This window comes from Streptomyces sp. NBC_01260 (assembly GCF_036226405.1).
In the GTDB taxonomy this organism is placed as follows: Bacteria; Actinomycetota; Actinomycetes; order Streptomycetales; family Streptomycetaceae; genus Streptomyces; species Streptomyces laculatispora.
On sequence record NZ_CP108464.1, the window covers coordinates 1003462 to 1025025 of the forward strand.

Annotated in this window: 22 protein-coding genes; 9 read left to right on the forward strand and 13 right to left on the reverse strand. The window is 70.7% G+C overall.

The features are described 5' to 3' along the window. Positions 1–114: 114 nt before the first annotated feature. The gene (locus OG322_RS04515) at positions 115–1158 is read right to left on the reverse strand and encodes an iron-siderophore ABC transporter substrate-binding protein (protein WP_221198138.1); all 1044 of its coding nucleotides are present in this window, start codon (positions 1156–1158) and stop codon (positions 115–117) included. A 143-nt stretch (positions 1159–1301) separates the two neighbouring features. After that, entirely contained in the window at positions 1302–2651 is a 1350-nt protein-coding gene (locus OG322_RS04520; protein ID WP_329306071.1) for a lysine N(6)-hydroxylase/L-ornithine N(5)-oxygenase family protein, read from the reverse strand. A 248-nt stretch (positions 2652–2899) separates the two neighbouring features. Between OG322_RS04520 and OG322_RS04525 the strand changes: the two genes are divergently transcribed. Together OG322_RS04525 and OG322_RS04530 are read left to right on the forward strand one after the other, a co-directional pair. Then, on the forward strand, positions 2900–3847 hold the full coding sequence (locus OG322_RS04525) for a methionyl-tRNA formyltransferase (RefSeq protein ID WP_123463929.1): 948 nt from the start codon (positions 2900–2902) through the stop codon (positions 3845–3847). Positions 3848–4008: 161 nt separating this feature from the next. After that, complete coding sequence (locus tag OG322_RS04530) at positions 4009–5073, forward strand: lipoate--protein ligase family protein (RefSeq protein WP_329307709.1); 1065 nt, start codon at positions 4009–4011, stop codon at positions 5071–5073. 10 nt (positions 5074–5083) lie between these two features. On the opposite strand, the gene OG322_RS04535 is transcribed toward OG322_RS04530, so the two are convergent. Together OG322_RS04535 and OG322_RS04540 are read right to left on the reverse strand one after the other, a co-directional pair. Next, positions 5084–5773, reverse strand: a complete 690-nt coding sequence (locus OG322_RS04535) for a response regulator transcription factor (RefSeq protein WP_329306072.1) — start codon at positions 5771–5773, stop codon at positions 5084–5086. After that, a complete protein-coding gene (locus tag OG322_RS04540; protein WP_329306073.1) occupies positions 5770–6918 on the reverse strand; it encodes a sensor histidine kinase in 1149 nt (382 codons plus the stop codon). The genes OG322_RS04535 and OG322_RS04540 overlap by 4 nt, the downstream gene beginning before the upstream one ends. 169 nt (positions 6919–7087) lie before the next feature. Between OG322_RS04540 and OG322_RS04545 the strand changes: the two genes are divergently transcribed. Both OG322_RS04545 and OG322_RS04550 read left to right on the forward strand, forming a co-directional pair. Continuing rightward, the gene (locus OG322_RS04545; protein WP_329306074.1) at positions 7088–8068 is read left to right on the forward strand and encodes a carboxymuconolactone decarboxylase family protein; all 981 of its coding nucleotides are present in this window, start codon (positions 7088–7090) and stop codon (positions 8066–8068) included. Continuing rightward, the gene (locus OG322_RS04550) at positions 8065–8874 is read left to right on the forward strand and encodes a class I SAM-dependent methyltransferase (protein ID WP_123463898.1); all 810 of its coding nucleotides are present in this window, start codon (positions 8065–8067) and stop codon (positions 8872–8874) included. Before OG322_RS04545 ends, OG322_RS04550 begins: the two co-directional genes overlap by 4 nt. Positions 8875–8898: 24 nt before the next feature. Here OG322_RS04550 and OG322_RS04555 read toward each other — a convergent pair whose 3' ends face one another. Continuing rightward, complete coding sequence (locus OG322_RS04555; RefSeq protein WP_123463896.1) at positions 8899–10350, reverse strand: amidase; 1452 nt, start codon at positions 10348–10350, stop codon at positions 8899–8901. Between the two features lie 372 nt (positions 10351–10722). Beyond that, positions 10723–11085 carry a hypothetical protein gene (locus tag OG322_RS04560; RefSeq protein ID WP_124285603.1) on the reverse strand — a complete coding sequence of 121 codons (363 nt, stop codon included), beginning with the start codon at positions 11083–11085 and terminating at the stop codon, positions 10723–10725. A 199-nt stretch (positions 11086–11284) separates the two neighbouring features. Between OG322_RS04560 and OG322_RS04565 the strand changes: the two genes are divergently transcribed. Next, positions 11285–12058 (forward strand): hypothetical protein, encoded by a 774-nt coding sequence (locus tag OG322_RS04565; protein WP_123463892.1) that lies wholly within the window; start codon positions 11285–11287, stop codon positions 12056–12058. An 85-nt stretch (positions 12059–12143) separates the two neighbouring features. Here the strand turns inward: OG322_RS04565 and OG322_RS04570 are convergent, their stop codons facing one another. The 3 genes from OG322_RS04570 to OG322_RS04580 form a co-directional block, all read right to left on the reverse strand. After that, the gene (locus OG322_RS04570; RefSeq protein ID WP_123463890.1) at positions 12144–12959 is read right to left on the reverse strand and encodes an SAM-dependent methyltransferase; all 816 of its coding nucleotides are present in this window, start codon (positions 12957–12959) and stop codon (positions 12144–12146) included. Between the two features lie 82 nt (positions 12960–13041). Beyond that, positions 13042–13260, reverse strand: coding sequence for a DUF397 domain-containing protein (locus OG322_RS04575; protein ID WP_242644420.1), 219 nt, complete (start codon positions 13258–13260; stop codon positions 13042–13044). 29 nt (positions 13261–13289) lie between these two features. Next, positions 13290–14156: a helix-turn-helix domain-containing protein gene (locus OG322_RS04580; RefSeq protein ID WP_123463886.1), complete on the reverse strand. Its 867-nt coding sequence runs from the start codon at positions 14154–14156 to the stop codon at positions 13290–13292. A gap of 363 nt (positions 14157–14519) precedes the next feature. Between OG322_RS04580 and OG322_RS04585 the strand changes: the two genes are divergently transcribed. Both OG322_RS04585 and OG322_RS04590 read left to right on the forward strand, forming a co-directional pair. After that, on the forward strand, positions 14520–14924 hold the full coding sequence (locus OG322_RS04585) for an ATP-binding protein (protein WP_241200285.1): 405 nt from the start codon (positions 14520–14522) through the stop codon (positions 14922–14924). A 142-nt stretch (positions 14925–15066) separates the two neighbouring features. After that, complete coding sequence (locus OG322_RS04590) at positions 15067–15474, forward strand: recombinase family protein (RefSeq protein WP_260146911.1); 408 nt, start codon at positions 15067–15069, stop codon at positions 15472–15474. Between the two features lie 87 nt (positions 15475–15561). On the opposite strand, the gene OG322_RS04595 is transcribed toward OG322_RS04590, so the two are convergent. Both OG322_RS04595 and hydA read right to left on the reverse strand, forming a co-directional pair. Next, positions 15562–16563: a TIGR03842 family LLM class F420-dependent oxidoreductase gene (locus OG322_RS04595; RefSeq protein ID WP_124285602.1), complete on the reverse strand. Its 1002-nt coding sequence runs from the start codon at positions 16561–16563 to the stop codon at positions 15562–15564. Positions 16564–16574: 11 nt separating this feature from the next. After that, the gene (gene hydA, locus OG322_RS04600) at positions 16575–17975 is read right to left on the reverse strand and encodes a dihydropyrimidinase (RefSeq protein WP_124285601.1); all 1401 of its coding nucleotides are present in this window, start codon (positions 17973–17975) and stop codon (positions 16575–16577) included. A gap of 348 nt (positions 17976–18323) precedes the next feature. On the opposite strand from hydA, the gene OG322_RS04605 reads away from it, so the two are divergent. Both OG322_RS04605 and OG322_RS04610 read left to right on the forward strand, forming a co-directional pair. Then, positions 18324–18548, forward strand: coding sequence for a hypothetical protein (locus tag OG322_RS04605; protein WP_329306075.1), 225 nt, complete (start codon positions 18324–18326; stop codon positions 18546–18548). 124 nt (positions 18549–18672) lie between these two features. Then, positions 18673–19272, forward strand: a complete 600-nt coding sequence (locus tag OG322_RS04610) for a hypothetical protein (protein WP_329306076.1) — start codon at positions 18673–18675, stop codon at positions 19270–19272. A gap of 95 nt (positions 19273–19367) precedes the next feature. On the opposite strand, the gene OG322_RS04615 is transcribed toward OG322_RS04610, so the two are convergent. Together OG322_RS04615 and OG322_RS04620 are read right to left on the reverse strand one after the other, a co-directional pair. Beyond that, complete coding sequence (locus tag OG322_RS04615) at positions 19368–20651, reverse strand: aspartate aminotransferase family protein (protein ID WP_329306077.1); 1284 nt, start codon at positions 20649–20651, stop codon at positions 19368–19370. Beyond that, positions 20648–21490: a nitrilase-related carbon-nitrogen hydrolase gene (locus OG322_RS04620; protein ID WP_123463875.1), complete on the reverse strand. Its 843-nt coding sequence runs from the start codon at positions 21488–21490 to the stop codon at positions 20648–20650. The genes OG322_RS04615 and OG322_RS04620 overlap by 4 nt, the downstream gene beginning before the upstream one ends. Positions 21491–21564: the final 74 nt, after the last annotated feature.

Consider the following 21564-nt stretch of genomic DNA (forward strand, 5'->3'; position numbering starts at 1 on the left):
TGGCCTTTCCCTGATGATGTCGGCAAGGAGAGGACGTCCCGTCCGACGGTGTGCCGGGTCGGCACACCGTCGGACGAGCACCCCTGTTCGGTCCTGTTGAGGCGGGGCGGTGCGCTACTTGACGGCCGTCAGCAGCGGCACGATCTCGTCGATCGCGTAGGGGATCGAGAGGACCGTGTTGAAGGAGAACGCGGCACCGATGTCCGGGCCCTGGTAGGGCACGAACAGGTCGCGCTTGTCCTTGCTGACCTTGAGGTTCTTGTAGAGCGGCTCGGCCTTGATCCGGTCGTTGGCGTCGGTGCTGGAGGTCACCCAGACCAGCCGGTCGACGTCGAGCACGTTCAGCTTCTCGGCGCTGAGTTCGGCGGCGTTCCAGCCCGGCTTGGCCAGCTTGTCGATCTCGGGCTTCAGCTTGAAGCCCAGCTCGGAGAAGAAGATCGACTTGGGGTCCGTCTTCGTGAACGCCGAGTACTTCCCCGCCTCGAAGCTGTCGGCGACGGCGAGGGTCTTCGTGGCGAACTCGGGGTGCGCGTCACGAACCTTCTCGAAGTCGGCGTCGATGCCCGTGATCAGTTTCTCGGCCTGCGCCTTCTTGCCCAGCGAGGTGCCGATCTGCCGGGTCATCACCTGCCACGAGGCCCCGTAGTCGGGCAGGTCCTTGGGCTGGGCGACGACCTTGGTGAACTTGGAGAGGGTGTCGTACTGCTCCTTCTTCATCCCCGAGTACTGGGCGATGACCAGGTCCGGCTTGAGCGCGGCGATCTTCTCCATGTTGTACTCGTCGCGCTCACCGACGATGTCCGGCGTGTCGGACCCCCACTTGTCCTTGGTCCAGGGCCACTTGCCGTACGGCTTCTCCTTGAACCAGTCCACCGAGCCGACGGGCTTGATGCCGAGCGCCAGGACCGCGTCCTGGTCCGAGAGGCCCAGGGTGACGATCCGCTTGGGCTCCGACTCGATCGTCGTGCTGCCGTACTTGTGCTGGACGGTCACCGGGAAGGCGCCGGACTTGCCGCCCGCCTCGGCCGGGGCACTGGACCCGGCCTTGTCGTTGCCGCCCCCACAGGCGGCCAGAGCGACGGCGGCGACGGCCGCGACGCCCACTCGGGGAGCGAATCTGACGAACCGCGTCAGCGCGGGACGTGTACCAGTGGACACGGATGTTCCTCTCAAGGGGTTTTCACTGTGCGTGCCGGGCCCGCCGCGCCGTACACGGGTACGGCCGGCGGGCGTGGCGGTTTGTGGGGGGCGGACCGATGACGGACCAAAACGGGGATGACCGGAAGACCGTGGCCGCCGGATCAGGGCGCGGCGACGCCGTCGGCCAGCGGGCGGGGCTCGTCCGAGGCGTTCTTCAGCCCGCGCTCGACGATCGAGTCGAGGATCTCGCCGACCCTGATCGCGGTGTTGGACAGCAGTGACGAGGTGATGCCGTGGGTGTGCTCGGTGCCGCCCTGGAGGTAGATGCCGCAGCGCAGTTCGTCGTCCGTCGCGATGCGGTAGTCGCGCTCGACCCGGACGCGGCCCTCCTCGTCGCGGTGGCAGTGCCGTGCGACGTCGCCGAGGAGGCCGAGGGGCTCGACCGGGCTGTACCCGGTGGCGAGGACCACGACATCGGCCTCCAGCGTGCTCTCCTCGCCGGTGACCAGGGACGTGACGGTGGCGCGGACCTTGTCCCCGGCCTCCTCGACGCCGGTCAGCCGGGAGATGTTGATGAAGTGCAGCCGTTCGGCGCCGAGCACCTTCTCCTGGTACGCCTGGCGGTACAGGTCGTCGATCAGATCGATGTCCACCACGGAGTAGTTGGTGTTGCCGTGGTAGCCCATCAGCTTGCGCTTGATGTCCTCCGGGGCGGTGAAGTACTCGTCGACCGCGTCCGGGTCGAAGATCCGGTTGGCGAAGCTGCTGTCGTCGGCCGGGCTGTAGCCGTAGCGGGAGAACACGGCGCAGACCTCGGCCCGCGGGAAGCGGCGGTGGAGGTACGCGACGTTCTCGGCGGCGCTCTGACCGGCGCCGACCACGACGAACCGGGTGGGGTCGGTGCCCTCCAGGGCGTCGACCTTGGCCAGCAGGTCGGAGTTGTGCCAGACCCGGTCCGTGCGCTCGACGCCCTCCGGCATCAGCGGGCGCAGCCCGGTGCCGACAACGAGGTTGCGAGCGCGGTGGACCACCGTCTCCGTGCCCGAGCGGGCCGTCACATCGACGTACTCCACCACTCCGTCACGCAGGACGGGCTCGACGGAGAGCACCTCGTGGCCGTACGAGACCATGTCGTCGACCTTCGCCGCGGCCCACTCGAAGTAGTCGTGGAACTCGACGCGGAGCGGGAAGAGGTTCTTGTGGTTGACGAAGTCGATCAGTCGACCCCGGCTCTGCAGATAGCGCAGGAAGGTGTATTCGCTGGACGGATCCCGCAGCGTCACCAGGTCCTTGAGGAACGACACCTGCATCGTCGCGTCGTCGATCAGCATGCCGCGGTGCCAGCCGAAGGCCGGCTGGCACTCGAAGAAGTGCGCCGTGACCGCCTCCTGCCTGCCGACTCGGGCGTTGTGCTCGCTCAGCGCGATCGCCATGGCCACATTGGACGGCCCGAAGCCGATTCCTATGAGGTCGTGGATCAGAGGTGCGTCGCCAGGATCAACCTGTGACATGTCACTCCCATCGTGCGGGACAGCCGCCTGTCAGGCGTGGACGAAAAGTACGGGACGCGGGCACACCGAGAGCGGCAGCCAGTCGAACTTAGGTAAAGCTAACCTGACTTCAACGCCCCTGTCGACCAGGCAAACCGGACGAATCGCCAAGCGCCCTACCTAACGCGCCGGAAATCAGGGCCCGTTGCGTCATTAGGTAAGGCTTGCTTTACTTGGCGTCGATCAGTCGCTCACCTGAGGAGGAACCCATGCGGGTCGCCATGTTCGGTTACCAGACCTGGGGCCACCGCACCCTGCGAGCCCTCCTGGACTCCGAGCACGACGTGGTGACAGTCGTGACGCACCCCAAGAGCGAGCACGCGTACGAGAAGATCTGGAGCGATTCGGTCGCGGACCTGGCCGAGGAGCACGGCGTCCCGGTGATCATCCGCAACCGGCCCGACGACGAAGAGCTGTTCCGGCTGCTCCAGGAGGCCGCCCCGGACATCATCGTCGCCAACAACTGGCGCACCTGGATCCCGCCGCGCATCTACAACCTGCCCCCGCACGGCACGCTGAACGTCCACGACTCGCTGCTGCCGAAGTACGCCGGCTTCTCGCCACTGATCTGGGCGCTCGTCAACGGCGAGACCGAAGTCGGCGTCACGGCCCACATGATGGACGAGGTGCTCGACGCCGGTGACATCGTGGACCAGCGCGCGGTGAAGGTGGATCCCGCCGACACCTCCGTGGACCTGTTCCACAAGACCGTCGAACTGATCGCCCCGGTCACCATCGGCGCGCTGGACCTGATCACCTCCGGGCAGACCGAGTTCACCCGGCAGGACCGCTCGCAGGCGACGTTCTTCCACAAGCGCGCCGAAGAGGACATCCGGATCAACTGGGACTGGCCCGCCGAGGTGCTGGAGCGCCTGGTCCGCGCCCAGACGTCGCCGTACCCGAACGCCTTCACCTTCCACCGAGGCAAGCGGCTGGAGGTGATGTCCGCCGTCGTGTCCGAGGGCCGCTACGGCGGAACGCCCGGCCGCGTCTTCTACCGCGAGGGCGAGGCAGTGGTGATCGTCGCCGGCGCCGACGCGCGCACGGGCCTCAACCACGGCCTCGCCATCACCCGGGTGCGGACCGAGGACGGCCGCGAACTGCCCGCGAGCGAGTACTTCACCTCCATGGGCGGATACCTCACCCCCCGCCCCTGAGCGCCGGAAGGACCCGGCCGGTACCGGACCGGCCGGGCCGCGGCGTGCCTCGACGTGTCCGGGGGGGCGTACGGTGCGGGATGATTCGGGGGGAGAAGCGCGTTATCGGTGCGTGCGTCCGGCTCACCCAGCGAGCCGTTCCCCGAGGTGGAGGCATGACTGTGCACGGTGAGTACAAGGTCCCCGGCGGCAAGCTCGTCGTGGTGGACCTGGACGTCGAGGGCGGCGCGCTGCGCAACGTACGGGTCGCCGGGGACTTCTTCCTGGAACCGGACGAGGCGATCCTCGCGATCGACGCGGCGCTGGAGGGGGCTCCGGCCAACACCGGCACCGCGGACCTCACCGCCCGGATCGACGCGGCGCTCCCCGCGGCGACCGTGATGTTCGGCCTCACCTCCGAGGGCGTCGCCGTCGCCGTGCGCCGGGCGCTGGCGCACGCCACCGAGTGGAGCGACTACGACTGGCAGCTCATCCACGAGCAGCCGCAGTCCCCCGCCCTGCACATGGCCCTCGACGAGGTCATCACCGCCGAGGTCGCGGCCGGGCGGCGCCCTCCGACGCTCCGGGTCTGGGAATGGGACTCGCCCGCCGTGATCATCGGCAGCTTCCAGTCGCTGCGCAACGAGGTCGACACCGAGGCCGCCGCACGGCACGGGGTGACGGTCGTGCGCCGGGTCTCGGGCGGCGGGGCGATGTTCGTGGAGCCGGGCAACACCATCACGTACTCCCTCTCCGTCCCCGACTCCCTCGTCTCCGGGCTCTCCTTCGCCGACAGCTACGCCTACCTGGACGACTGGGTGCTCGAAGCCCTCGGCGACATGGGCATCAAGGCCTGGTACCAGCCGCTGAACGACATCGCGACCGATGTCGGAAAGATCGCCGGGGCGGCACAGAAGCGTGTCGTGGGCCACGACGGCGGGCCGGGCGCGGTGCTGCACCACGTGACGATGTCCTACGACATCGACGCCGACAAGATGCTCGACGTCCTGCGGATCGGCCGCGAGAAGCTGTCCGACAAGGGGACCAAGAGCGCCAAGAAGCGCGTCGACCCGCTCCGCCGGCAGACCGGGCTCCCCCGCGGGACCGTCATCGACAACATGATCGAGTCGTTCCGCAACCGTCACGGGCTCGCCGTCGGCAAGGTGACCCAGGAGGAACAGGACCGGGCCGAGGAGCTCGTCCGCACCAAGTTCGGCACGGCCGGGTGGACCGCCCGGGTGCCGTAGCCGGACCCGGTCAGCGCCTCGGTTCACGAGGGGTGACGAGACCCGACTCATAGGCGAACACCACGAGTTGGGCTCGGTCACGGGCGCCCAGCTTGATCATGGCGCGGCTGATGTGGGTCTTGGCCGTGAAGGGGCTGATCACCATGTGCGCGGCGATCTCCTCGTTCGTCAGGCCGCGGGCCGCGAGGGCGCTGACCTCGCGTTCCCGGCGGGTGAGGGACTCGAATCCGGGTGCGGTGGACCGGTCGGGGGGCCGGGCGACGAACTCGCCGATCAGCCTGCGGGTGATGGCGGGCGAGAGCAGGGCGTCGCCGCGGGCGGCGACGCGGATGGCCTGGAGCAGTTCGGCCGGCTCGGTGTCCTTGAGCAGGAAGCCCGCGGCTCCGGCACGCAGCGCCTCGAACACGTACTCGTCCAGGCCGTAGTTGGTCAGGATCACGACATGGACCCCGCGCAGCAGCGGGTCGGCGGCGATGGCACGGGTGGCCTCGATCCCCGTCATCACCGGCATCTGTACGTCGATGAGCGCGATGTCGGGGGTGTGCAGCCGGGCCAGTTCCAGACCCGCGCGGCCGTCCGCCGCCTCGCCGACCACCTCGATGCCGTCCTCCGCGTCGAGCAGGGCCCGGAAGCCGGCCCGCATCAGCGCCTGGTCGTCGACGATCAGCACCCGGATCCGAGCGTCGGTGTACTCGCTCACGCGGTGGCCCGGACGGTGCGCAGCGGCAGTTCGGCGCGCACGGAGAATCCGCCCGCCCGCCTCGGCGCGGCGTCCAGGGTGCCGCCGAGCGCCGTGACGCGTTCGTGCATGCCGGTGAGGCCGGTGCCCGCGGTGACGGCGTCGCCCGGGACGCAGGGCCCGTGGTCGTCGATGTGCACGGTCAGTGTCCGTTCCCCGTAGGCGAGCCGGACGGTGGTGCGGGCTCGGTCCGCGTGCCGGGCCACGTTGGTGAGGGCCTCCTGCACGATGCGGTACGCGGCCCGGTCCACGTCCGGGGGCAGCGGGCGTTCGTCGCCGCTGACGGTGACCGCGAGGGCGATGCCCGCGCTGCGGGCCCGCTCGGCCAGTTCACCGATCCGGTCGAGTCCGGTGCCGGGTTCGACCACGTCCGTGCGCAGCACCTCCAGCGTGGCGCGCAGCTCGCGCATCGCCTCGCCGCTCGCCTCCTGGATGGCGAGCAGGGCGGGTTCCACCTCGGTGCCGCGCTTGCGGGCGAGGTGTACGGCGACTCCCGCCTGGAGCTTGACGATCGAGATGGAGTGGGTGAGGGAGTCGTGCAGTTCGCGGGCGATCCGCAGCCGCTCCTCCCCCGCCCGGCGCAGCGCGATCTCGTCGCGGCTGTGTTCGGCGTCCAGTGCCCGCTGCTCGGTCTGGCGCAGATACGCCTGCCAGTTCTTGTCGATGAGCCCGGTGACCCCGGCGCAGAGGAACCAGCCGAGCAGCAGCAGGGTGCGTTCGACGGTGTCCCCGGCGGCGGGTGCGGCGGCCATCATGACGGTGAAGTAGCCGGTGAGGAAGAGGGCGCTCGCCGCGACTCCCCAGAGGCGGTGCCCGTTCCGGGCGGCGGCGTGCACCGCGGCCAGCACGGGGAACGCCGCCCAGCTGCCCGGATGTGCGTGGAGCACGTATCCGGACATGGCGAGCGTGGTGACGATGAGTACGGTGCGAGGAGCCCGGCGGTGTTCGGCCAGGGCCAGTGAACCGGCCGCGACGAGCACCAGGTCGAGGGCGTCGGGCGCCGACGCGACCGAGGCCGCGGCGACGACCGCCGCCCCGATCGCGACGGCGAGCGCCGCGTCCAGCAGACGGGCGCGCCGGCCGGTGTCCCCCGCGTCCCCCTTCATGTGCCGCACCCTAACTCCCTTACGGCGGTGGCGGCATCGCCCGCAGGGACCGGCCGGGCACTACTCCCGGGGCAGTAGTCCGGGACCGGTCGGCGTCAGGCCGGATCAGCGCGGACTGCCTTCGGGGGTACGACGACCTGGGGCGTGTCCGTGGGTGAGCATCGTCCCCATGACCGGACCCTTCCGCTACACCTCACCCGAACCACCGAAGTCGGCGACCGGAGTGGTCGCCGATGTGTACGCCCAGATGGCCACGGATTTCGGCATCGAGCGTGCCTCGGCCTTCGTCGTCCTGTCCGCCTCCCCTCCGCTGCTGTCCGGCGCCTGGGCACTGCTGCGCGAGTCCTTGCTGGCCGGGCAGGTGTCCCGGACGGACAAGGAGGTGGTGGCGGCCGGGGTGTCGCTCGCCAACCGCTGCCCGTTCTGCGTGGACGCGCACACCGTGCTGCTGCACGCCACCGGTGACCACCGGCTGGCCGAGACGATCGCCCGCGGCGGACAGCCCGAGGACCCGGCCCGTCGTCAACTGCTGTCCTGGGGGAAGGACATGAGCACCGCGCAGCCGTTCCCGTCGGCCGATGCGCCCGAGATCATCGGGACGGCGCTCTCCTTCCACTTCATCAACCGCATCGTCTCCGCGCTGCTGACCGAGAGCATGCTGCCCTGCGGCCTCCAGAAGCTCCGTGCCGTACGGAGCGCGGCGGGCCGCAGACTGGCCCGGACCGTGCGCCAGGAGCTGACGACGGGGCTGAGCCTGCCCCTGCTCGAAACGGAGGGCGAGGCGCCTGCCTGGGCCGCGGGCACCGCCATCGGCACCGCGTTCGGTGCGCTGCGCACCGCGGCGGAGCTCGGTGCCGGGCTGCTGAACGACGAAGACGCCGCGCTCGTACGGGAATCGGTGGCGGCCTGGGACGGGGTCACGCCGCTCCCGCTGCACGCGGTGCTGCCGGACCGGGCGGAGCGGCCGGGCGCCCGGCTGGCCCTGCTCGCGGCACGTGCCCCGTACCGGATCACGGACGAGGACGTGGCTGCCTGGCTGGTACCGCCGTTCACCGATCACTGCCTGGCCCATCTGATCGCGTACGGCGCCGGCTGCGCCGTCGGACGCGTCGAGGCCACCCTGACCACACAGACGAAGGAGCTCGCGTGAAGGTCGCCGAAGCATGGAACGGACCGGTCGGAGAGCACTGGGCCGCACACCCGGACCGCTACAATGCGATGCTGAAGGCCTTCGACGCACCACTGTTCGACGCGGCTTCGATCGGCGCCTCGGACCGGGTGCTGGACATCGGCTGCGGCAGCGGGCTCACGACCCGGATGGCCGCCCGGCTGGCTCCGGAGGGCCGTGTCACCGGTGTCGACATCTCGGGGCCGCTGGTCGAACGGGCCCGCGAGCTCACCGACGACGACCGGTTCCCCGCCGTCACCTACCGGCTGGCCGATGCGCAGACCTGCCCGTTCGAGCCCGGCGGGTACGACCTGGCGATCAGCCGGGGCGGGGTGATGTTCTTCGCCGACGCCGTCGCCGCCTTCACGAACATCGCCGCCGCGTTGCGGCCGGGCGGCCGACTGGTGTTCGTCTGCCCGCAGCCCGCGTCGCCGGGCGGCGAGGAGCGCGAGGCGCTGGGCCTGCTGGCCTCGTTGCTGGGCGAGGACCATACCCAGGAGAACGCGCCGGCCACGGCGATGGCCTCGCTCTCACAACCGGACCACCTGCACGAGGTGCTGGGGGCGGCGGGTTTCACGGACATCGAGGTGACCGGCGTCGGAGCGGACTCCGTCTGGGGGAAGGACGCGGCCGACGCGGTGGACTTCTTCGTCTCACGCGCCCCCGGCCGCACCGTCTCCGAGGCCACGCGCGCGGCGATGGCCCGCGCGCTGCTGCCGCACGAGACCCCGCGCGGGGTGCTGCTGCGCGCGGGGGTGTGGGTGGTCGGCGCCCGCCGCCCGGAGTGAGGGGCACGCCGTGCGCGGTGAGCGCTACGGGGCGGCCGGCGGGCGGTGTTCGTACCAGCGCCGGTCGGCCTCCAGCTGGGCGGCCAGCGAGATCAGCCGTTCCTCGCTGCGGGAGGGACCGAGCAGCTGCGCGCCGACGGGGAGGCCGTCGGAGGTGAACCCGGCGGGGACGTTGATCCCTGGCCAGCCCAGTACGTTCCAGGGCCAGGCGTACGGGCAGGCCTCGGCGATCGCCACGTCGGTGCGCCAGGCGCTCAGCCCGTCGAAGCTGCCGATCCGGGGCGGCGGGAGGGCGGTGGTCGGGGTGAGCAGCACATCGAATCCCGATCCGGCCCGGCCGCGGGAGGGGTGGAACAGCGCACCGATCCGGCGGTGCTGGCGCACCTCCCGCTCCCTGGCCGCCCGCACCACCCGGCCGCCGAGGCGGGTGCCGGTGCGCAGGGCGCTGCGGGTGCGCGCGTCCAGGAGCGCGGGTTCGGGGTGCAGCGCGGCGAGTTCGGCGATCCCCGCGGTGGCGCGGGGCACGAAGCCGAGGCCGATCAGCCCGTAGCGGGGCCGGGCCTCCTCGACCTGGTGGCCCAGCGCGGCCAGGGCCTCGGCCAGCGCGGTGACCGCGCGTCGTACCTCCGGGTGGGGCGCGGTCCTGGTGAGGGTGAGCGGGGGCCGCCAGGCGACGGCGATGCGCAGCCGGCCCGGGTCGCGGCGGGCGGCGGCGCGGGCCTCGACGGGCGGGGGGCGGTGCGGGTCGTCGGGGTGCGCCCCCGCGACGGCGTCCAGGAGCAGGGCGGCGTCGGCGACGGTCCTGGCCAGCGGTCCGTTGACGGTGAGGCCCTGGAAGGCGTCGCTGTGGGGGTGGACCGAGATCCGGCCGCGCTGCGGTTTGATGCCGACGAGGTGCGTCCAGGCCGCCGGGATGCGGACGGACCCGGCACCGTCGGAGCCGAGCGCGGCGGGCACCAGCCCGGCGGCGACGGCGGCCGCCGAACCGCCGGACGAACCGCCCGGGGTGTGGTCGGTGTTCCACGGATTGCGGGTGGCGCCAAAAGCAGGCCCCTCGGTGAACGGCCACTGGCCCAGTTCGCAGGAGTTGGTCTTCCCGACGATCACGGCCCCGGCGGCACGCAGTCTGCGTACGGCCTCGCTGTCCGCGGTGGCGGCGGGCAGCTCCCCGGCGCAGCCGAAGTAGGTGGGCATCCCGGCGACATCGGTGTCGTCCTTGACGGCGACGGGCACTCCGAGCAGCGGCAGCCGCTCCCCCGCGGCCAGCCGGCGGTCGGCCTCGGCCGCCTCGGCGAGTGCGGCCTCGGCCCGCAGATGCCGGAAGGCGTTGAGCGTGCCCTGGCTCGCCTCGATCCGGGCGAGAGCGGCGGAGACCAGCCGCGTGGCGGTGGTGCGGCCGTCCGCCAGGGCCCGTGCGCTGTCGGCCAGTCCATCCGGGACCGCCACGTCCGTTCCGATGGCATCCGCTGAGGACATGTGCTGCCCGCCTCCCTCGTACCGTCAGGTGCGCGCACCTGTCCGCCCGAACGAACTTACTGGAGGGTAACGAGTCGGAGCGGTCCGCTCAACCGTTCGGCGGGGAGTGTCGGTGTCGTTGGCCGGGGGCTGTCCCGTAATCCCTGGTGGATCAGCACGCGGCGTCAGCTGCGGTCCGTCGCAGGGCGGAGTGGCATCCGGGCTATCGACGCGTGGCCCGCGTCGGGCGCGGGAACGTGTGGGGCCGCGGAAGCGCTCGCACAGCTCCCACGGCCCCACAAGTCCAAAAGCCCTACCGCTCTACCGCTCTACCGCTCTACCGCTCTACCGCTCTACGGCTCTACGGCTCTACGGCTCTACGGCTCTACGGCTCTACGGCTGGACCGTGATCTCGCCGATTCCGGTGCCGAGGCCCGCGCAGTGCGCGGTCGACTGGCCGGACTGGCCCGGGTTGAGCGTGACGTGCTCGCCGTCGACGTCCGGGGACCAGCCGCACACCAGGTGCACCCAGAAGGTCCGCGCCGTGCCGCCGTTGTTCCGGCACAGCGCGTAGCCGGTGTAGTCGTCGACGGCGTGCTTGCCCGTCTCGCAGGACAACCCGGGCGGTGTCGCCGCAGGGGCGGCGGCCGAGGCCGCCGTGGCCAGGCCGGTGGAGACCGCGAACGCCGCGGTCAGCCCCGCGACAGCGGCGCCCCGCAGCACGGTCACGGACAGACTCCGCATGGTCTTCTTCATGATTCCCTCTCGGTCGTGACGAACCGGGTGCCGTGGCAACCGTCCCCCGCCCCCATAACCGAAAACGCCGCGAGACGTCACGTTGTGTGCCCATCCCTGCGCCGTCCCTCCATCGGGCGGCCACCCCTGCCCCGGCGTACGCTCGAACGATCGGACCGCAGACCCGAACAGCCCCGCCACGACCCTTCGAGGAGGCGACGTGACCGGTCCACACCTCGGCACACGCCCGGCCGCATGGACCGCGGCGATCGTGCTCTCCGTCACCGGCAGCGGCCTCGTCGGCAGCGGCACGGCACAGGCGGACGACATCGGCAACCTCACCGCCCAGCAGATCGCCGACCGGGCCCGCGACGCCCTGCTCGACGCACACTCCCTGCACCTGCGCACGCACGGGGACCTCGGCAGGAACAGTACGCCGATGTCCCTCGACCTCACCCTGGACCGGAGCGGCAACTGCGACGGCTCGGTGGACCTCGGCGACAGCCAGGGCTCGGTACGGATCGTCAAGCGCGGCAACGACGTCTGGGTCAGACCGGACGCGGACTTCTGGAGGAACCAGGTCCCCGACGGCGGCGCGGCCTTCGCCGCGATCCTGAACGGCCGCTACATGAAGGCCTCGGCCACCGACCCCCGGCTGCTCACACTGACGAAGGCCTGCGATCCGCACACCTTCCAGAAGCTGGTCAGCGACAACGCGGACAACGACGCGGGCACGCTCAACAAGGCCGCGACGACCACGCTCGGCACGGCGTCCGTCGTACCGCTGACCAGGATGCGGGACCGTACGACGCTGGTCCTGTACGTGGCGGCCACCGGAAAGCCGTACCCCCTGCGGCTCACCCTTCAGGGCGACGGGGCGGACGCGACCGCGGACTTCTCCGCCTTCGACAAGCCGGTGCCCACGTCCACGCCACCGCCCGACGAGTCGTTCGACATCAACGCCCTGCTGGGCCGTCCGACGGAGACGGCGTGATGCCGGGCGGTGAGCACCGCGTACAGCGTCCGGTGCTCCCACTCGTCAACCGCGCCGCGGACGCGGGCTGTCGGTCCGACCCCGGTCAGCGTTTGATGGCTACGCCCGCCAACAGGCCGATCTGGGCGTCCGTGGGCTCCGTCCCGTCGGCGGGTTCGGCGGGACGCCAGCGGTGGCAGCAGCAGACGCCGGGGTCGATCAGGTCGAGCCCGTCGAAGAAACGGCGGACGTCGCTGTGTGAACGGAACTGCACCGGGGTCCCCGAGCCGGTGTAGATCTCCGCGACCTTGTTCCAGGTGACCGGGTCGAAGTCGGGCGTGCAGTGGTTCATCGCGAGGGCGCTGCCGGCCGGGAGGGAGTCGAGCAGCCGGCGGACGATGGCGTACGGATCGTGCGGGTCGGTGATGAAGTGCATGAGCGCGTTGAGGGAGAGGGCGATGGGCTGGTCGAAGTCCAGGACCTGCGAGGCGTCCACGGCACTCATCAGCGCGTCGGGGTCGGTGACGTCGGCCTCGATGTAGGCCGTGCGTCCCTGCGTGGTGCTGCGCATGAGGCGTTCGGCGTACTTGAGGACGAGGGGGTCGTTGTCGGCGTACACGACGCGGGCATCGGGCGCGACGGACTGGGCGACCTGGTGCAGGTTGGGCTCGGTCGGTATGCCCGTGCCGATGTCGAGCCACTGGCGGATGCCGTGCTCCTGCGCCAGGACACGGGTGGCCCGGTGCATGAACGCCCGGTTCTCGCGGGCGGTCACGAAGATGCCGGGGTGAGCGTCGGCGGCGACCAGAGCCGCATCCGTGTCGACCTCGAAGTGATCCTTGCCACCGAGAAAGTAGTCGTACATCCGGGCCGAGTGCGGCCTGCTCGTGTCGAGATCCCGGCCTGCCTGCCTGGCGGTCATGTTCTCCCCTTCATGTGTATCTCTGTCGGCCCGCAGGCCAGGAACGCGACCGGTGCCGCCGTCCCTTCCGCCCGCCGCCGGTTCACCCGGCGGCCAAGTGATCTGCCAGGCCCTCTTTCACCCCGCGGACGAACGCGGCGATCTCCTCCGGCTCGTAGATCAGCGCCGGCCCGGCCGGGTCGGTCGACTGCCGTACGGCCACACGGCCGTCGGCGAGCTTCTTCGTCTCGACGCACTGACCGCCGTTCGGCCCGCTCCAGGGACGCTCCCAGCCCTGCTCCCCGAGATCGCGAGCCGACATACCGTTGTAGACACCCTCGTCGGTGATCGTCACGAGTACTCCTTGCGCATGCGGTTCAAGAGCGCCCTGCTGTCCTCGGACGACGTCAGCAGCGCCATACGGGAATGCGCCTCGAGATGCGCGACGACATCCGCGCGCTGATCGAGGTATACGGAGGCGGACAGGAGTTCGCTGTAGACGATGTCGGGCAACTCGGGTTCCGCGAACCGGAAGTACGTGAACGGGGCACACGCCCCGACATGCGCACCCGCGGCGAAGGGCACGATGTCGAGGCTGACATGCGCGAGCTCGGACATGTCCAGGAGCCGCTCGATCTGCTCCCGCATCACGTCGGGGCTCCCCACCATCCGGTGCAGGACGGCTTCTTCCATGACCACCCACAACGTGGGGGCGTCCTCCCGCTCCAGCAGGCTCTGGCGGCGCAGCCGCAACTCCACGCGGCGCGCGAGCTCTTCCTCGCTGCCGTTCGGCAACCCGCCGAGCAGCACGGCGCGGGCGTAGTCCGGGGTCTGCAGAAGGCCGGTGACGTACTGGGGTTCATAGGTGCGCAGAGTTTTGGCGCCGGTCTCCAGGCTGACGTAGGCGGTGAACCAGCTGGGGACGGCGTCGCGGTAGGAGTGCCACCAGCCGGGCTCGTTGGCCTGTTCGGCCAGGGCGACGAACTCGTCGATCTCCTGGCGGTCCGCGCCGAAGGTCTCCAGGAGCTTCTCCACGTAGAGAGGCCTCAGCGCGACCTCGGCCTTTTCCAGCCGCCGGATCGTCAGGGTCTTCACGCGCAGTGCTTTTGCCGCGTCCTCCAGCGAGGCACCGGCGCCGAGCCGCATGTCCTGCAGCCGACGGCCGAGGATCATACGCAGGACTGTCGGTGCGCTGGTGCCGGAACGGGCTTCACTCACGCCCAACCTCCTGAGACTTCGTCAACAAGACCATTCTTGCAGTGGCTTGAAGGAGACGCCAGTCTGATACCCGCGCTCCTGAAATTATCAGGGAGTCGGTTGCAGCGTGAGGTCGATCACCCGCATAGTTGACATGTGAGCGGTCAAGTCACGACTCCGACGCAGCATCCGGCCCGGACGGGACACGTGATGCTGATGCCGTCGTCGGCACCCCACCGCAGGGCGCCTGCCTCGGCACACACCTCTCACCCCTCGAGCTGCAGCCCGCACCCCCACACCGCGTCTGCCCCCGGACGGCGCTGGAAGGCAACATCCGTGACTCTGCCCACGCCCTCAGCCCCGGCCTCCGCCTTAGCGAGGACCGTGCCCCGTCGGGAGTACTGGTTCGGCCTGCCCGCCCTGCGCACCAGCGCGAGATCCGCCCGCGACTCCGTGCGCGACCGGCTCCGCGCCTGGAAGGTGCCCGGCGACACCTGCTGCGACGCGGTGCTGCTGGTCTCCGAGCTGACCACGAACGCGGTACTCCACACCGACAGTGGTCAGGTCCTGTGTGGCCTCACGCTGACCGGCGACGAGCGGCGCCTGCGTATCGAACTCCACGACGAAGGCCCCACCCCGGTCCGCCCGCCCGAGCACCTCGCCGGCCCCTGCGAGGAGAACGGACGAGGCCTGTTGCTCGTCCGGCAAATCGCGGACCGCTGGGGCTCCGCACACTCGACGCGGACCGAAGGCAAGTTCGTCTGGGCGGAGTTGACGTCCTATCCCTGATGCGGCGGGTGCCGGCCGGCACCGAGTGCGCGCCCGCCCGGCAGCGACAGTCCGGACACGGCGTGGACAGGACCGGCCCCCGCTACGTCCCCTTCGCGCGGCAAGGACTCCGCTCTCCCCGGTCCACCTACAGAAGGCGCCCATGACCCCCCACGGTGAAACCGCTTCTCCCGTCGTGCTGTACGTATGCGCCGACCGGGCCCCGGGCTCGCCCGGGGCAGCCACACAGCGCGCGCAGACAGAAGGCCAGGCATTCGCCCAGGAGCGCGGACTGACGATCGCCGAGGTCGTCACCGACACCTACGGTGAGCCCGACCCGGCCCATCGCAAAGGGTGGCGGCGTGTGAGACGGCTGGTGCAGACAGGCAACGTCACCGCGGTACTCGTCCGCTGGCCCAGCGCCATCGCCCCGGAGTCCGCGCACGAACTCCGGCACCGCGAGACCGCCTGGCTCCACGACCGCGGCGTCTGCGTCCGGTACACCTGGGCTCCCTTGTCGTCAGTGAGCGACGAGCCCGGTGATCCCGCTCGGCGATGTCCAGATCTTTGATCACCTGGCCAGTGGACGGCAGCCGCCGTCCACTGGCGGTTCCGACGGTGCACGGAACGCCCGCCGCAACGAGGCCGGCGGGGGCGGTCAGTCGGAGAGGGCGGGGATGATCTCCGCGCCGTAGGCGTCGATGGTGGCCTCGCGGGCGTCGTGCATGTTGTAGACGGCGAACTGGTCGACGCCCAGCTCGCGCAGGGCCCGGAGCTTCTCGATGTGCGCCGCCGGCGGTCCCAGCAGGCAGAACCGGTCGACGATCTCGTCCGGTACGAAGGCCGTGTCGGGGTTTCCGGCCCGGCCGTGGTGGCTGTAGTCGTAGCCCGAGCGTCCCGCGATGTACGCGGTCAGCGCCTCGGGGACGAGGCCGGAGTGCTCGCCGTACCGGGTGACCAGGTCGGCGACGTGGTTGCCGACCATGCCGCCGAACCAGCGGCACTGCGCGCGGGCGTGGTCGAGGTCGTCGCCGACGTAGGCGGGTGCGGCGACGCAGATGGTCACGGAGTCCGGGTCGCGGCCCGCATCGGCCGCCGCGTCCCGTACCGCTTTGATCATCCATTCGGTGAGGAAGGGGTCGGCGAGCTGGAGGATGAAGCCGTCGGCCTTCTGCCCGGCCAGCGCGAGCGCCTTTGGCCCGTACGCGCCCATCCAGACGGGCAGCCGGCCGTCCTTGACCCAGGGGATCTGGATCGGCTGCCCGTCGACCACGGCCTCGCGGCCCTCGGCGAGGTCGCGGATGGCGTCGATCGCCTCGCCGAGCCTGGCCAGGGTGTTGGGGCTGCGGCCCGCCACCCGCATCGCCGAGTCGCCGCGGCCGATGCCGCAGACCGTCCGGTTGCCGTACATGTCGTTGAGGGTGGCGAACGTGGAGGCGGTGACCTCCCAGGTGCGGGTGGACGGGTTGGTGACCATGGGCCCGACCACGAGGCGTTCGGTGTGTTCGAGGATGCGGCTGTAGATGACGAAGGGCTCCTGCCAGAGCACCGCCGAGTCGAAGGTCCAGCCGTAGCGGAAGCCGTTGCGTTCGGCGCGGCGCATCAGGCCGACGACGGCCGAGGCGGGCGGGTCGGTCTGCAGGACGAGTCCGAAGTCCATGCCAGATGCTCCTAGTCCAGGTACTGACAAGTGGCGCGCGGGGTGTACATGCCGTGGCCGGCGCGGCCGGTGAACGTGCGGCGGTCGATGACCACCTCACCGCGCGAGAGCACGGTCTCCACCTGTCCGGTGAGCCGCTTTCCCTCGTACGCCGAGTAGTCGACGTTCATGTGGTGGGTCTCGGCGGAGATGGTCTGCTCGGCGGCCGGGTCGTAGATGACGATGTCGGCGTCGGCGCCGGGAGCGATGGTGCCCTTCTTCGGGTAGAGGCCGAACATCCGGGCCGGCGAGGCGCAGGCGATCTCGATCCACCGGCGGCGGGAGATATGACCGTCGACGACCGCCTGGTGCAGGAGGTCCATCCGGTTCTCGACGCCCGGCATTCCGTTGGGGATCTTCGAGAAGTCGCCGCGGCCCATCTCCTTCTGCCCGGAGAAGCAGAAGGGGCAGTGGTCGGTGGAGACGACCTGGAGCTCGTTGTTCCGCAGGCCCCGCCACAGCGCTTCCTGGTGTTCCCGGGGCCGCAGCGGCGTGGAGCAGACGTACTTGGCGCCCTCGAAGCCGGGCTCGGCGAGGTTGTCGGTGGAGAGGAAGAGGTACTGCGGGCAGGTCTCCCCGAAGACGGGAAGGCCCTTGTGGCGGGCCGCCGCGACCTCGGCGACGGCCTCGTCGGCGGAGACGTGCACCACGTACAGCGGGGCGCCGGCGACACGGGCGAGCTGGATGGCCCGGTGGGTCGCCTCGGCCTCCAGCGCCACCTTGCGCACATCTCCGTGGTAGCGCGGATCGGTGCGGCCGTCGGCGAGCGCCTGCTCGACCAGGACGTCGATGGCGATGCCGTTCTCCGCGTGCATCATGATCAGGCCGCCGTTGGACTCGGCCCGCTGCATGGCCCGCAGGATCTGGCCGTCGTCGCTGTAGAAGACGCCGGGGTAGGCCATGAACAGCTTGAAGGAGGTGACGCCCTCCGCCACCAGCAGGTCCATCTCCTTGAGTGAGGAGGCGTTCACATCGGCGAGGATCATGTGGAACGCGTAGTCGATGGCGCAGTTGCCGTCCGCCTTCGCGTACCAGGCGTCGAGCCCCTCGCGCAGGGAACGCCCCACCGACTGGATGGCGAAGTCGACGATCGTGGTGGTGCCGCCCCAGGCCGCGGCCCGGGTCCCGGTCTCGAACGTGTCCGCGGCGAAGGTGCCGCCGAAGGGCATCTCCATGTGGGTGTGCGCATCGACGCCGCCCGGGATGACGTATTTACCGGTGGCGTCGATGGTCCGGTCGGCGGTCCAGCTCGCTGCGGCGTCGGTGCCGTGCGCGGCGAGAGCGGCGATGCGGCCGCCCTCGACGAGTACATCGGCATGGATCTCGTCGGATGCGGTGATGACGAGGCCGCCGTGGATGACGGTGCGGCTCATGTACCCCTCCTCACTGTGGCGGAATGGGTCTACGCACGTAGACCAGTGCGTGGTGAAGAACGTAGAAGTGGGTTGCCCACTGTGGCAATACCGCTGCGGCTAACCGCTGAAGACGTTTCCGTTTCACCCGTCCGGCACTCCACCGGCCCAGTGCGCGGCACGGTTCGGGCGCGCGGGTGCGGCGTCGGGCCGGGTCGTATACGCCGGTGGGCCGGGCGGTCGGCGGGCGCACCGGCCGGCGCGCCCGGCTCCGGACGGGCGAGTGCCGCGAGTCCGTGCGGGGGAACCCGCCGGACGGCGAGCGGCGGTCCTCCCCGGACCCGCCGGGCGGCCGCCTGGCTTCGCTCCATGATCAGAAACGCAGTCATCGCCTCGGCCGTCCTCTGCGCCTGCCTCGCCACCGCTCCCCCGGCCGGCGGAGCCGCCGGCCCGTCCGACGGCTGGCAGCGGGTGGGCTCCGGCGTCCTGGGCGGGGGGAGCGGCATGCGTCGGCCGAGGGGGCACCCGTGGGCCACGGCCTGGCCGACGCCGTCGTCGTACGGGACAGCACGGGCGCTCGCGAGTCCAGGGTGACGACGGTACGTCTGCGGCCGGGCCGTGACCCGGTCGTCGGGGAACTCCCGTGGTCCGGCACGCTCCCCGCCGGCCTGGAGGCGCTCGACGCGGTCCCCGGCCGCCCCCCGGTCACTACATCGCCGTGGCGAGCGGGGGCGACGCCTTCCACATCGTCGTGGCGAACGGCCGGGCGACTCTCCAGGCCGGTCCGGTCGCGCTGCCGGGCCGGCGCGACGGCGACGACTACGAGAGCTTCGCACTGCACCGCGACAGATCGGGCAGGACCTTCGCCGTGTGGGCGACGCGGGGCAGCGGCGACCGGCCGGCCGTCGTGCACGCCTCCTCGGTGCGCATCGGTGCGTACGGCCCGGACTTCGGCACCGTCAGCGCGCGGCAGGAGTTCGCCGTGCCGTTCCCGGACCGGGGCGACGTGCGGCAGATCAGCGACCTGAAGATCCTGCCGGACGGCACCGTCATGGTGTCGTCGGCCTCGGGCACGGACGCGGGCGACGGGCCGTTCGCCTCCGCCGTCCACGACGCCGGCCGGCTCACCGTCAACGCGGCCCATGACGCGGTGCTGCGCCTGAAGCCGAAGCCCGAACCGACTCCGCTGAACCTCTTCACCGAGCGGGACAACCGGAAGATCGAGGCCCTCGCCTTCCTGCCGGGCCGGCACGCCAGCTGGGGCACCGACGACGAGAACAACGGGGGTCGCGTGAAGTTCGACCGCGTCGGACGGTAGCCGTTGCGGCGGAATCGGCCCTGTCCGGCCGCGACGGGCGCGCCGCGTCGGCGGCGCCCCCTCGCAGGTACCGGGAGCGCCGCACCCCCGCGGGCTCACCCCGCCGCTTGCAGCGCGTCGGCGAGGATCGCGGCACCCTCCTCCGCCTCCGGGATGGAGAGCGAGAGAGGCGGGGCGATGCGCAGCACGCTGGTGTTGTGGCCGCCGCCCTTGCCGAGGAGCAGGCCGCCCTCACGGGCCGCCTCCAGGACGGCCGACGCCGCTTCGGGGTTCGCCTCGTCCGTACCGGGTTTCACCAGTTCGATGCCGATCATCAGGCCCCGGCCACGCACCTCCCGGACGCACTCCGAACCGGCGGCGATCGCCCGCAGCCGCTCGATGAGCAGGCCGCCGACCCGGCGGGCATTGCCCTGGAGATCGTGTTCGAGGAGGTACGAGAGGTTGGCGAGGCCGGCGGCCATGGTGACCGGGGAGCCGCCGAACGTCGAGATGGAGTTGGCGTCCAGGCAGTTCATGACGTCGGCACGGGCGATGACACCCCCGACCGACATGCCGTTGCCGATGCCCTTGGCGAAGGTGACGATGTCCGGCGGGCCGCTGCCCCCGTGCGCCTGCCAGCCCCAGAAGTGCTCACCGGTGCGCCCCCAGCCGGTCTGCACCTCGTCGGAGATCCACAGGATGCCGTGCCGGTCCAGGACTTCGCGGAACGCCGCGTACAAACCGTCGGGCGGTGAGGTGAACCCGCCCACACCCTGGATGGGTTCGGCGATCAGCGCTGCGGCGTCCCTGGTGTGGCCGAGCAGGTCCTCCAGGTCCGCCACGCAGGCCGCGATGAACTCCCCGTCACTCAGGTGCGCATACGGTCCGCGGCTGCGGACGCCCCCGTGCACGTACAGCGTCTGGAGCGGTGACAGGCCGGTGGGCGACCACGCGTGGTTGCCGGTGATGGAGACGGCGGAGAAGGACCGGCCGTGGTAGCTGTTGCGCATCGCGAGGATCTGGTTCGACCTGCGGTACGTGGTGGCGAGCAGCAGCGCCGTGTCGTTCGCCTCGGTACCGGAGGTGGTGAAGAAGACCCGGGCGTCCGGGATGCCGGAGAGGGTGACGACGCGCTCGGCGAGCTCCACCATCGGCCGGTTCAGATAGAGCGTGGAGGAGTGGATGATCCGCCCGGCCTGTTCGGCGACCGCCTTGGTGACCTCGGGCAGTGCGTGGGCGGTCATGGTCGTGAGGATGCCGCCGAAGAAGTCGAGGTAGCGGTTGCCCTCCGCGTCCCAGACGTGCCGGCCCTCGCCGTGGGTGATCTCCAGCGGGTGCCGGTAGTAGAGCGCCATCCAGTCGGGGCTGACGGCGAGGTGGCGATGGTGCAGACCGCTCACGGCTCCACCAGTCCCTCGTACGCGTCGGGGCGGCGGTCCCGGTAGAACGCCCACTGCTGGCGGACCTCGTCGATGAGCCCGAAGTCGAGGTCACGGACGAGGAGTTCCTCGGCCTTGTCGCTGGCCACGTCGCCGACGAACCGGCCTCGCGGGTCCACGAAGTAGCTGGTGCCGTAGAAGTCGTTGTCGCCGTACTCCTCCTGGCCGACGCGGTTGATCGCGGCGATGAAGTACTCGTTGGCGACGGCGGACGCCGGCTGCTCCAGCTGCCAGAGGTAGCCGGAGAGGCCGCGCGAGGTCGCCGACGGGTTGTACACCAACTGGGCTCCATTGAGTCCGAGTTGACGCCAACCCTCGGGGAAGTGCCGGTCGTAGCAGATGTATACGCCGACCTTGCCCACCGCCGTGTCGAAGACCGGCCAGCCGGCGTTGCCGGGCTTGAAGTAGTACTTCTCCCAGAATCCCTTGACCTGCGGGATGTGGTGCTTGCGGTACTTGCCGAGATACGAGCCGTCGGCATCGATCACGGCGGCGGTGTTGTAGTAGAAGCCGGACTGCTCGACCTCGAAGACCGGGACGACGATCACCATGCCGGTCTCCCGGGCCAGCTCCCGCATCCGCTGCACGGTCGGGCCGTCGGGCACGGCCTCGGCCCAGCGGTAGTGCTCGGGGTCCTGCACCTGGCAGAAGTAGGGGGCGTTGAACACCTCCTGGAAGCCGATGATCCCGGCCCCCTGCCGGGCGGCCTCGCGGGCATGCTCCTCATGCTTGGCGATCATGGATTCGGTGTCGCCGGTCCAGGTCGCCTGGACGAGTGCGGCGCGTACGACTTGGGACATGAGCTGCTCCTTCGACGCGGCGTCAGAGAGCCTCTTGGCAGTTTCTACGCCCGTAGACACGTGCGTAGAGGAGA